The 12,074-nt window shown below is 33.1% G+C and carries 9 protein-coding genes; 8 read left to right on the top strand and 1 reads right to left on the bottom strand.

Annotated features, from left to right (window positions below; all coding sequences use genetic code 11):
- Positions 1 to 8: 8 nt before the first annotated feature.
- Positions 9 to 1,508 (top strand): carboxypeptidase regulatory-like domain-containing protein, encoded by a 1,500-nt coding sequence (locus tag ABMY20_RS01065; protein WP_349264412.1) that lies wholly within the window; start codon positions 9 to 11, stop codon positions 1,506 to 1,508.
- A gap of 106 nt (positions 1,509 to 1,614) precedes the next feature.
- Positions 1,615 to 2,793 (top strand): AIR synthase related protein, encoded by a 1,179-nt coding sequence (locus tag ABMY20_RS01060; RefSeq protein WP_349264411.1) that lies wholly within the window; start codon positions 1,615 to 1,617, stop codon positions 2,791 to 2,793.
- A gap of 46 nt (positions 2,794 to 2,839) precedes the next feature.
- Here ABMY20_RS01060 and ABMY20_RS01055 read toward each other — a convergent pair whose 3' ends face one another.
- Positions 2,840 to 3,271 carry a hypothetical protein gene (locus ABMY20_RS01055; protein WP_349264410.1) on the bottom strand — a complete coding sequence of 144 codons (432 nt, stop codon included), beginning with the start codon at positions 3,269 to 3,271 and terminating at the stop codon, positions 2,840 to 2,842.
- A gap of 78 nt (positions 3,272 to 3,349) precedes the next feature.
- Here ABMY20_RS01055 and prfA point away from each other — a divergent pair, with 78 nt between their 5' ends.
- From prfA to ABMY20_RS01025, 6 genes are all read left to right on the top strand, one after another.
- The gene (gene prfA / locus ABMY20_RS01050) at positions 3,350 to 4,426 is read left to right on the top strand and encodes a peptide chain release factor 1 (RefSeq protein WP_349264409.1); all 1,077 of its coding nucleotides are present in this window, start codon (positions 3,350 to 3,352) and stop codon (positions 4,424 to 4,426) included.
- A 317-nt stretch (positions 4,427 to 4,743) separates the two neighbouring features.
- Positions 4,744 to 4,932, top strand: coding sequence for a 30S ribosomal protein S21 (rpsU, locus tag ABMY20_RS01045; protein WP_047788404.1), 189 nt, complete (start codon positions 4,744 to 4,746; stop codon positions 4,930 to 4,932).
- A gap of 201 nt (positions 4,933 to 5,133) precedes the next feature.
- On the top strand, positions 5,134 to 6,321 hold the full coding sequence (locus ABMY20_RS01040) for an efflux RND transporter periplasmic adaptor subunit (protein WP_349264408.1): 1,188 nt from the start codon (positions 5,134 to 5,136) through the stop codon (positions 6,319 to 6,321).
- Positions 6,322 to 6,442: 121 nt separating this feature from the next.
- Positions 6,443 to 9,583 (top strand): multidrug efflux RND transporter permease subunit, encoded by a 3,141-nt coding sequence (locus ABMY20_RS01035; RefSeq protein ID WP_281979709.1) that lies wholly within the window; start codon positions 6,443 to 6,445, stop codon positions 9,581 to 9,583.
- A 2-nt stretch (positions 9,584 to 9,585) separates the two neighbouring features.
- Positions 9,586 to 11,064, top strand: coding sequence for a TolC family protein (locus tag ABMY20_RS01030; protein WP_349264407.1), 1,479 nt, complete (start codon positions 9,586 to 9,588; stop codon positions 11,062 to 11,064).
- Positions 11,065 to 11,139: 75 nt separating this feature from the next.
- Entirely contained in the window at positions 11,140 to 12,033 is an 894-nt protein-coding gene (locus tag ABMY20_RS01025) for an AraC family transcriptional regulator (protein ID WP_073181540.1), read from the top strand.
- Positions 12,034 to 12,074: the final 41 nt, after the last annotated feature.

The following is a 12,074-nucleotide window of genomic DNA, read 5'->3' as shown; positions in this document are numbered from 1 at the left end:
AAGAAATAATGAAAAAAATAATAAAAATAACAATACTCTTAATTTGTGTAACCTTATTTAATTGTAGTGAAGATACTGTAGATTATGTAGAGTTCGGAACAATTAAAGGTCGTGTAGTTAAAAAGAAAAGTTTTGAACCTATTACAAATGCAAAAATTGCATTATCACCTACCAATAACACAAGTTTTACCGATGAAGATGGTTACTTCTTAATGGAAGATGTACCAGCACAAGAATATTCGGTAAGTGCCACTAAAGAGGGGTATTTAACAGGTTTTCAACCTGTAGGTTTAGATGCAGGGACAGAAATTAATATAGTATTTGAATTAGATATAGAAACAGCATTAAATGACCCACCAACAGCACCAGAGCTTAGAGCTCCAGCTAATGGCATAGAAGATTTAAATAATACAGTAGAATTAAGTTTTAAATCAATTGATCCTGATGAAGATGAAATAATATACAGGATAGAAATTAAAAACGACTTAAATAATGATGTTATATCTTTTGAAAATGTAAAAGACACTTTATACACAGTTTCCGATTTAAAATTCGGAGTAAAATATTTTTGGCAAATAGGAGCATCAGATGGTATTAATGCCGAAGTATTAAGTACAGTGAGTACATTTAAAATTACATCAACACCCAATAACAGATATTTTTATACACGACAAGAGGGAGGAAATAATGTAATATACTCTGGAGATTTTATCAATGAAGCCTCTGTAAATGAATTACTGTTAACATTACCAACAACAAACTCTTGGAGACCAAGAAAAAACTCAGCGGCAAATTTGGTAGCCTTCTTACGAACAGATAATAACGAAACTCATATTTATACAATGAAAACAGATGGTTCAGATGTTAAAAAAGTTACATCTAATGTTCCTGTAGTTGCATTTGATTTAAACGAAGTTGATTTCTCGTGGTCTTCAAACGGAGATCGAATTATATATCCGCATTACGATAAATTATACTTGATAAATAAAGATGGAAGTGGTTTACAACAAATTTATCAAACAACAGATGGTAGTTACATTACTGAATGCGACTGGAGTAATGATGAGTCTAAAATAGCACTGAAAACCAATAACACAAGTGGTTATAATGCACAAATCTATACGATTGATATGGCAGGAAATATAATTGACACTGTTTTAACAGGAATGCAAGGAGCCGCAGGGGGAATTAATTTTACAATAGATGGAAGCTCGCTGTTGTATACTAGAGATATTTCTGGATATGAATCAAGTAATTATAGGCAACTAAACAGTCATTTATTTTTATATGAATTTGCTACGGCAGAAGTTACTGATTTATCAGAAGGAAAAGCAGATGGAACAAATGATTTAGACCCACGTTTATCACCTAATGAGGCTGAAGTTATCTTTGTGAATACATCCAATGATGGTATTTCTACAAAAACAATTTATAAAGTACCTTTTAGTGAAGGATCTACAACTAGAACAGCATTGTTTGAAAATGCGACAATGCCAGATTGGGAATAAAAGAAAACAAACTATTACTTAGAGAGCGAACGTATAAAAAACGTTCGCTTTTTTCTTGATAAAAGCGTAATAAAACCTAAATTTGCAGGTAACAACAACACAACAAATGAGTAACGAAGTATCTAAACGCTACGCACAACGCGGAGTATCGGCATCTAAAGAAGATGTACACAATGCTATAAAAAATATTGATAAAGGATTATTTCCAAAAGCTTTCTGTAAAATAGTTCCAGATTATTTAACAAATGATGATGATTACTGTTTAATAATGCATGCAGATGGAGCAGGAACAAAATCGTCTTTAGCATACATGTACTGGAAAGAAACAGGAGATATTTCGGTATGGAAAGGCATTGCTCAAGATGCTTTAATCATGAATATTGATGATTTATTGTGTGTGGGGGCTACCGATAACATTATGTTATCTTCTACTATTGGACGTAACAAAAATAATATTCCAGGAGAAGTTTTATCGGCAATTATTAATGGAACAGAAGAGTTAATTAATGAGTTGAAAGAATTCGGAGTTACGATTCATTCAACAGGAGGTGAAACTGCTGACGTTGGTGATTTAGTACGTACTATTATTGTAGATTCTACGGTAACCGCTCGTATGAAGCGTACCGATGTAATTGATAATGCAAATATTAAAGCAGGAGATGTAATTGTTGGTTTAGAGTCATTCGGGCAAGCAACGTATGAAAAAGAATACAACGGAGGTATGGGAAGTAACGGATTAACTTCTGCACGTCACGATGTGTTCCACAATTATTTAGCAGAAAAATATCCAGAAAGTTTTGATGCTTCAGTACCGTCAGATTTAGTGTATTCAGGAAATACAAAATTAACAGATGAAGTAGAAAACTCTCCGATTGACGCTGGTAAACTAGTGTTATCGCCAACAAGAACCTATGCGCCAATTATCAAGGAAATTTTATCGAAATTTTCTTCGGAAGAAGTGCACGGAATGATTCACTGTTCAGGAGGAGCTCAAACAAAAATTTTACATTTTGTAGATAATTTACACATCGTAAAAGATAATATGTTTCCAATTCCACCATTGTTTAAATTGATACAAGAGCAATCAAAAACAGATTGGAAAGAAATGTATCAAGTGTTTAACTGTGGACACAGAATGGAGTTATATGCATCTCCAGAAATAGCAGAAGAGATTATTACTATTTCAAAAACGTTTAACGTAAATGCACAGATTGTTGGTAGAGTTGAAACTTCTGATAAAAAGAAATTAACAATCAAAAGTGAATATGGGACTTTTGAATATTAATACTGCAAGATAAAAAGTAAAATCCTTAGAGAAATCTGAGGATTTTTTATTTCATTTTTTCAAACACAAAATCAATCGAAAACTCATCGTTACTAACTTTAGCTTTCAGCAGATTGTTTCCTTTCCAGTATTGTATCGTTTTAGGGAATTCGTTTAGTTTGTTTTCCGCAGTAAAAGAAGTATCGGTTTGTTGTGTAAAAGCAAATAGTGTCGGGGTCTCATTTACACTTGTAACTTGTAAAAACAAAGAATCGTTTTTAGTAATGATGTGTAAGACCTCTTTAAATACAGTATCGTTTTTTTGTAAGGAAAAACCAATTCCAGAAAAATCATTTTTCCAAAACTCGTAAGTTCTTTTATCAGCTTCGTTATGAATACGTTCCCATTTACCAAACAGCCAAGTAGGTTTTGTGATTTTCTTTTCTTGTTGACAGGAAAAAAGCAGTGTACAAGTAAAAAATAAGATTAAAATTCGCATAACAAAAGCCTTAATGAACTAAAGATATGAATAAAATTCGATAAAAAATCGTAAATTCGCACCCCAAGAAAAGATACTATGCTAGATAAATTACAGATAGTTAAGCAACGTTATGATGAGGTATCAGATTTAATCATCCAACCAGATGTTATTTCTGATCAAAAACGTTATGTGCAATTAAATAAAGAGTATAAAGATTTAGGAAAGGTTGTAAAAAAGGCAAACGAGTACGAAACTTTATTAAATAATATAGAAGAAGCTAAAGAAATCATTGCTGACGGGTCGGATGCAGAAATGGTAGAAATGGCGAAAATGGAAATGGACGAAGCTAAAACTCGTATTCCTGAATTAGAAGATGAGATTAAGTTTTTATTAATTCCAAAAGACCCAGAAGATGCTAAAAACGCGGTAGTTGAATTACGTGCAGGTACGGGTGGAGATGAAGCAAGTATTTTTGCTGGTGATTTATTTAGAATGTACACCAAGTACTGTGAAAGCAAGGGATGGAAAGTATCTACGGTAGATTTTTCTGAAGGAACCAATGGTGGATTTAAGGAGATTCAGTTTGAAGTTTCTGGTGAAGATGTATACGGAACTTTAAAGTTTGAAGCTGGTGTACATCGTGTACAACGTGTACCGCAAACCGAAACCCAAGGACGTGTACATACATCGGCAGCAACATGTATGGTGTTTCCAGAGGCAGAAGAGTTTGATGTAGAAATCAACCCAAAAGATGTGCGTATTGATTATTTCTGTTCGTCAGGACCAGGAGGTCAATCGGTAAACACTACCTATTCAGCAGTACGTTTAACGCATATTCCTACAGGATTAGTGGCGCAATGTCAGGATCAAAAATCACAGCATAAAAACAAAGAAAAAGCATTTAAGGTATTACGTTCTCGTTTATACGATTTAGAGTTAGCTAAAAAGCAAGAGGAAGACGCTGCAAAACGTGGATCGATGGTAACCTCAGGAGATCGTTCCGCGAAAATTAGAACGTATAACTATCCGCAAGGACGTGTAACTGATCACAGAATAGGGTTAACCTTATACGATTTATCAAATATTGTAAATGGAGATATTCAAAAAATTATAGACGAGTTAATGCTTGCGGAAAATACTTCTAAACTAAAAGAATTAGGAGAAACTATTTAGTAAAAAGCGTTACCAATATGGTAACGCTTTTTTTTATAGAAAAGAATTAGAACTATGAATACTTGTAGAGCCAATAAAGAAACCCTACCTTTGTCATAATATTAATGTTCTATCCTTTTTTTAGGAGAAAATCTACAAGTCTCTACACTATTTTTCTGTTATACATCAGTTTTTTAGTCTTCAGTTTCTTTATAAATTTATTTTCAATAGAATTTTTAATCAAAAAAATAATATCATATAAAAATCATAGAACTTATTATGAAGTGCTGTGAAGTTACTTTCATGTTGTAAGATTTAATAATTAAAAACCATATCATATGTTAAGAATAGTAGTAAAAGAAGGCGAAAATATTGATAGAGCTTTGAAACGTTATAAACGAAAATTTAGAGACGTAAAAGTTTTACAAGAATTAAGAGAAAGAAAGCAATATGTAAAACCATCAGTAACAAGAAGAGCTCAAATTCAAAAAGCAGCTTATAAAGAGCAATTATTTAACGAAGAATAATTTTGATACAACACAAAATATAAAACGCAATCCGAAGGGGTTGCGTTTTTTTGTAGAATAGCTTTTAACATTTAATAGTTTTTTTTAGTAGCTAAATAAGCAAAAGATTAAATTTTGGTCATTCCTGCAAAAATTTTGGTTAAAAAAGACATTAACATCTAAATTAATTTTGCCCTTCAAATAATAAATGATTAATTTAAGATGAAAAAAAAGAATACTTCCCAAAAAAATAAAGTATTAACTTACACAATTATAGGCTTATTTATAGTTATAGTTTCTAGTTATGCATTTAGTTCTTCAGAAGTAAAAAAAACAGAATTAGTTTCTCAAAAGTTACCTGTAAAAGTTACAACACCTATATACAAAACTATTACGGAATGGGATGAGTATACAGGACGTTTCGAAGCAAGTAATAAAGTAGAAGTTCGTGCACGTGTAAGTGGTTTTTTAGAGCGTGTAAATTTTAAAGCTGGACAAATTGTAAAAAAGGGACAGACGCTCTTTATTATTGATGACAGACCTTTTAAAATAGCCTTAAATAAAGCTAATGCCAATTTAGCTCAAGCCAAAGCAAATTTAGAAATTGCACAAGACAATTTTAAGCGTGTCGAAGATTTAAAGGAAACAGGTGCAGTATCTATTGAAGAATTCAATCGTAGAAAACAAGCTCTAGAGTATGCTAAAGCTAGTATTCAGGTGTCGGAAACACACGTGGCTGATGCTAAATTAAATTTAGAGTTTACACGTGTTAAAGCTCCAATTTCAGGTTTAGTGAGTAGAGATCGTGTGAACGAAGGAAACCTTATAGATGGAGGTTCTTCAAATTCTACATTATTAACCACTATTGTAGCTACAAGCCCTATTCACTTTTATTTTACAAGCAGCGAGTCTGATTACTTGCGTTATGTACGATTGGCAAATAATGGAGAAAGAAAAGCGGTTCGCACAGACGGACTTCCGGTACATATTAAACTTCAAGATGAAGATGAGTTTTTACACAAAGCAAAAATAGACTTCGTAGATAATCAAATTGATAATAGTACAGGTACAATAGAAAACAGAGCCATTTTACCAAATAAAGACTTACTGTTAGAGCCAGGAATGTTTGGTAAAGCTAGAATAAGTGAAAGCACAGCACATAAAGCGATTATGATACCAGAGGATATTATTGGTACCAACCAGTCACTACGATATGTTTATGTTTTAGGAGAAAACAATATTGTAACCAGTAAAAACATCATTTTAGGACCATTACATTCTAACGGATTTCGTATTGTTAGAGAAGGATTATTAGAAACAGATAAGTTGATAATTAATAATATTCAAAAAATTAGGTCAGGTACAGTAGTTACCCCCGTTGAAACTAATTTAGAAATCCCAAAAAGCTAACTGTAAATCAATAACAAGTTAGTAGTAAAACCATATTAAAAAATAAACTCATTTATAGTTTTATGTCTTTAAATAAGGATATGAAAATCTTAGAGTTATGTTCAAATTTTAACAAAATACAATGAAATTTAGTCACATATTTATCAAAAGACCAATATTTGCTGCAGTACTAAGTGTACTCATACTTATTGTTGGTGGTTTATCCTATTTTTCATTACCCGTTTCACAGTTTCCAGATGTAGCCCCACCAACGGTAGAAGTAGTTGCTATGTACCCTGGTGCGAGTGCCAAGACACTGTCAGAAACTGTAGCAGCGCCTTTAGAAAAAGAAATTAATGGTGTTGAAGGTATGATTTATATGACTTCACAATCATCAGCTGATGGTAGAGTAACAGTACAAATAGCCTTTGAACTGGGTACAGATTTAGATCGCGCCCAAGTACAAGTACAAAACCGAGTTGCTATCGCAGAACCACGTTTACCAGAATCGGTAAGACGTTTAGGAATCACCACAAAGAAAATATCACCAGATATTTTACTGTTGGTTAACTTAATTTCACCTAATGAGACCTATGACCAGATTTATATGGGTAATTACGCTACGTTACAGCTTAAAGATGAGTTGGCACGATTAAAAGGTATTGGTGATATCCAAATTTTTGGAGCGGCAGAATACGCCATGCGTATTTGGTTAGACCCAGATAAAATTGCTAATTTAGATATGACAGCTGGTGAAGTAGTTGCAGCCTTACGTGCTCAAAACGTACAAATAGCTAGTGGTACATTAAACACCTTACCATCAGGCACGCAATCAGCATTCGAGGTAAATATTCAGACGCAAGGAAAACTAATTACACCTGAAGAATTTGAAAATGTGATCGTTAAATCAGCAGAAGATAACAGAATAGTAAAACTTAAAGATGTTGGTCGTGTTGAATTAGGTGCACAAAATTACGCTACAAAAGGCTATTTAGGCAAGAAGCCAGCAATTGCTATGCCTATTTTTCAACAACCAGGAGGTAATGCGTTAGAAACCGCTAGAAGTATTAAAGAAACTATGGAAAGGTTATCCAAAAGCTTTCCAGAAGATTTGGAGTACAAGATAGAATATAACCCCACTGAATTTATTCAAAAATCGGTAGATCAAGTATACAGTACAATTTTAGAAGCCGTAATCCTTGTGATTTTAGTAATTTTATTATTCCTACAATCATGGCGTGCAGCTATTATTCCAATTTTAGCAATTCCGGTATCATTGGTAGGTACATTTGCTATTATGCAAGGTATTGGTTTTTCTCTTAACAATTTAACCTTATTTGGGTTGGTGTTAGCCATTGGTATTGTGGTAGATGATGCAATTGTAGTAGTAGAAAATATGGAACGTTATCTCGAAGAAGGCTATTCACCAAAAGAAGCAGCTTTTAAAACTATGGACGAAGTTGGAGGTGCTTTAATAGCAATTGGATTGGTGTTAATAGCTGTTTTTATTCCTACTGCTTTTTTAGACGGATTTTCAGGTCAGTTTTATAAACAATTTGGAGTAACCATTGCTGTGGCAACAGCTATTTCGGTATTTGTATCGTTAACTTTAAGTCCAGCTATGGCAGCTTTATTAATGCGACACGAAGATAAAATTAAAAAGAAAAATACACCATTGGTATTAAAGCCGTTTGTGTTTTTGGGGAATACCTTCAATCGTTTTATGGATACGATTTCTGAAAAGTATGGTAGTAGTGTTCAAAAATTAATACGTACAAGTACTATGGTTATGCTAATTTATGGTGGATTAATAGCTTTAACAGGATTTGAGTTCAGTCGTGTTTCGCAAGGGTTTGTACCAGCAATGGATCAGCAGTACTTTGTAACGGTAGTACAGTTACCCCCTGGTTCTTCAATAAGTAGAACTGATGAGGTGGTAAAAAACATTTTAGATTTAACATTAGATACTGATGGTGTAAAAACAGCTGTATCTTTTACAGGATTTGATGCACCTTCATTTACCAATTCATCAAATGCAGCAGCTATTTTTATAACATTAGAAGATTTTGATGAAAGAACAAAAAAAGGAATTGATTACCACAATTTATTAAATACATTGCGTGGTAAAGTAGCTGTTGTAGACGATGCGGTTGTATTTATTATTCCACCTCCATCGGTTGCAGGAATAGGTAATGCTGGTGGATTTAGGATGATGCTGCAAGATCGTGCTAACTTGGGTACAGCAGCGTTAATAGAAGCTACAAATAATTTAGCCTTGGCTGCCAATCAAGACTCTGTTTTAAGTAATGTGTTTACTTTTTTTAACGATAAAACACCTCAGTTGTATTTAGATATCGATAGAAACAAAGCGCAACAATTAGGAGTTAATATCAATGAAATATTTCAATCATTGGAAATCTATATGGGGTCTGCATTTGTAAACGATTTTAATTATTTAGGTAGAACCTTTCAAGTAACAGCACAGGCAGATTCACCAAACCGTTTAACACCAGACGATATTACTCGTATTAAAGTACGTAACAATAAAGGAGAAATGGTACCATTAGGAACCATAGCTACACAGAAAGATATTTCTGGTCCAGCTAGAATACCACGTTTTAACTTGTATCCTTCAGCATCTTTAAATGGAGATGTCGCTGCAGGATTCAGTTCAGGTCAGGCATTAGAGCGTATGGAACAATTAGCAAAAGAAATTTTGCCACAGGGAATTTCATATCAATGGACAGAAATGGCCTACCAAGAAAAACAAACGGGTAACACAGCAGGTATCGCTTTTTTATTAGCTGTGGTGTTTGTATTCTTATTATTAGCTGCTCAATTTGAAAGTTTAGTTTTACCATTAGTGGTTATTTTTATTGTGCCTATGGTATTACTGTCGGCAATTGTTGGTATTGATTTAGCAGGATTAGACAACAATATTATGGTACAAATTGGTTTAATTGTATTAGTTGGTTTAGCAAGTAAAAACGCGATTCTTATTGTTGAGTTTGCAAAACAATTAGAAGACCAAGGAACAGATTTAAAAACAGCCGTTATACAAGCATCAAAATTGCGCTTACGTCCTATTTTAATGACAGCAATGGCTTTTATTCTTGGAGTAGTACCATTAGCAATTTCAACCGGTGCTGGTGCAGAATTACGTGTATCTTTAGGTATCGCAGTATTTAGTGGAATGCTAGGAGTTACCATCTTCGGTATTTTTTTAACACCTGTATTTTATTATTTAGGTAGAAAATGGACAACCCCAAAAAAAACAGTATAATAATGAAAAAAATAAACTATATAAATCTTGTCGTGCTAACTATAATACTAACATCTTGTGGTATTACAAAGCGCGATTTTAATGTGCAGTCTGGTGTGAATGTATCTAACTATTTTTTAAAAGATAATGTAAAGGAGGGTATTTTTGTAAGTAAAGAAACTGCTCAAAAATGGTGGACAGAATTTAATGACCCTATTTTAGATACATTAATTAATAAAGTTATGCAGCATAATTTAGATATTAATGTTGCTGTAGCTAATTTTGAAGCATCTCGTGCCTTTTTAAAAAACACAAAATTAGACCGTTTTCCAACGGTAACGTTAAACGGTAATTATACCAGAACACGATTAGGAGAAAATGTTTTTGTACCCGGTGCAAACCCAACGTACAATAACTTTAATGGTAGTTTTGATGCATTTTGGGAAGCCGATGTTTTTGGTCGTGTGTCTAACCGTATTAAAGGCGCTTATGCTAACAGTCAATTAGCTTTAGCAGATATGCAAAGCGTATACATTAGCATGTTTGCAGAAACTGCTAGAAACTATATGGAGTTACGAGGTACACAACACATGTTAGGTATTGCTGAACGTAATTTAAAAGTTCAACAAAATACTTACGATTTAACAGTAAAATTATTAGAAGCTGGTACAAGTAGTAATTTAGATGTTTCAAGAGCATTGGCACAATTAGAGAATACCAGAGCTACAATTCATCCTTTAAAAGCACGTATTGAAGCCTTAAAAAATAGTTTAAATGTGTTAATTGGCGAAATACCAGGAGAGATAGATGATACCTTATTAACAGAACAGCCATTACCAAGCTTACCTGAATCGGTTGCATTAGATGATAATATTAACGAGTTGTTACGTCGCAGACCAGATGTTAGAAGTGCCGAAGCAACCTTGCAAATCCAGATTGCAAAATACAATATCTCGGTAGCTGATTTATATCCTAAAGTACAATTTGGTGGTTCTATTGGGTTTTCGGCAGTAGATTTTTCTAACTTTGCACAAAAAGAGTCTTTTGCATGGAGTATTTTACCTAGTATATCTTGGGAAGCCTTTAATTTAGGTCGTGTAAAACAACGAATTAAAGAAAATGATGCATTAACGCTTGCAGCTTTAAATAAGTACGAAAAAACAGTTTTAAAAGCTCTAGAAGAAACGAAAACTGCATTAACAAATTATGTTAACGAGTTACAGCGACGAGAAAATTTACGTGCGTCATCAGCAGCCAGTGCTAAAGCAGCTACCATAGCTAAACAACGTTACGAGGCAGGTTTAGATAATTTTATAGATTATTTAAGTGCTGAAAATACCATGTTGGTTTCAGAAAATTCATTAGCAACAAGCGAAATTGCAGCAACTACTTATCTAATTGCTATATATAAAACCTTAGGTGGTGGATGGGATATTATAACAGAAGAAGATATAGATTTGAAAATGATGCAATTAAAGCAAAAAGAAACTACAATAAATTAAGTAATGAAATGCAAAACGGAACGACCGATATAGGGTCGTTTCGTTACCAAAAAAGTATTTAATCAACAGAACAATATGTCTAAAACACAAGTTCCTGTTTTTAAAAATAGTAATGATTTATATAAAGCTATTGGTTTTCCTCATAGAAGTCATATACCTAATTTTGATGTTCACGCAATTGATGAGTTAGAGCCTGCTTCTAGTCGATGCATGCCTCCGTATAGACAAGATTTTTTTCAAATAGCTTTGTTAACCTATGTTGGTAATAGCCGATTAAATATTAATACAGATTGGTTAGACTTAGGAAATCACCCTTTGTGGTTCACAGTTCCAGGGCAAGTGGTGTCTTGGATTAGAGATGAAGATATTGCAGGGTATAACATAATGTTTAAAAAGGAGTTTTTAATAAATGGAATACCTAAGTTAACAGATGATTTTCCGTTTTTAAAAATGACTGAAAATCAAGTGTTGATGATGACAGAAGATGAAATGAATTCTTTGCTGTTTGATGTAAAACGTATGGTTTCAGTATTTGAAAACCCACACCCTTATCAAGAAAAAATGTTGGAAGGTATGCTGGTGTCGATACTCTACTATTGTAAGGCTATTTATGAACGACATAAATCTACTCAAAACAATTTATCTAGAGAGCAAATTATTACACAGAAGTTTGAAAATTTGGTAGAAAAAATGTATGTCGATACTAAAAATGTAAGCGATTATGCTAGAGCATTAAATATTACACCAAGTTATTTAACCACTATGATAAAAAAACAAACAGGCAAAAGCGCTAAAGATATTATACAAAACCGTTTATTGTTAGAAAGCAAGAGTTTACTGAAGTTTTCAGATTTAGATATTGCAGAGATTGGCTATCGTTTAAATTTTCAAGAGCCAACGCATTTTACCAGATTTTTTAAAAAATTAAGCGGTACTACACCAAACCGTTTTAGACAAGAGGGCATGTAAATTATTATTTAACCACTTACCAAAAGTTTAAAAATAGAGCT

The sequence above is a fragment of the Tenacibaculum sp. SSH1-16 genome, assembly GCF_040104435.1.
GTDB classification, from domain to species: domain Bacteria; phylum Bacteroidota; class Bacteroidia; order Flavobacteriales; family Flavobacteriaceae; genus Polaribacter; species Polaribacter mesophilus.
This window is presented reverse-complemented; position numbering and strand designations above follow the sequence as displayed.

What these genes read in the sequence shown, in the direction of transcription:
- ABMY20_RS01040 (WP_349264408.1), top strand. Translation starts at nt 5,134, where the DNA reads ATGAAAAAAAAGAATACTTCCCAAAAAAATAAAGTATTAACTTACACA.
- ABMY20_RS01035 (WP_281979709.1), top strand. Translation starts at nt 6,443, where the DNA reads ATGAAATTTAGTCACATATTTATCAAAAGACCAATATTTGCTGCAGTA.
- ABMY20_RS01060 (WP_349264411.1), top strand. Translation starts at nt 1,615, where the DNA reads ATGAGTAACGAAGTATCTAAACGCTACGCACAACGCGGAGTATCGGCA.
- prfA (WP_349264409.1), top strand. Translation starts at nt 3,350, where the DNA reads ATGCTAGATAAATTACAGATAGTTAAGCAACGTTATGATGAGGTATCA.
- ABMY20_RS01055 (WP_349264410.1), bottom strand. Translation starts at nt 3,271, where the DNA reads ATGCGAATTTTAATCTTATTTTTTACTTGTACACTGCTTTTTTCCTGT.
- ABMY20_RS01030 (WP_349264407.1), top strand. Translation starts at nt 9,586, where the DNA reads ATGAAAAAAATAAACTATATAAATCTTGTCGTGCTAACTATAATACTA.
- ABMY20_RS01025 (WP_073181540.1), top strand. Translation starts at nt 11,140, where the DNA reads ATGTCTAAAACACAAGTTCCTGTTTTTAAAAATAGTAATGATTTATAT.
- rpsU (WP_047788404.1), top strand. Translation starts at nt 4,744, where the DNA reads ATGTTAAGAATAGTAGTAAAAGAAGGCGAAAATATTGATAGAGCTTTG.
- ABMY20_RS01065 (WP_349264412.1), top strand. Translation starts at nt 9, where the DNA reads ATGAAAAAAATAATAAAAATAACAATACTCTTAATTTGTGTAACCTTA.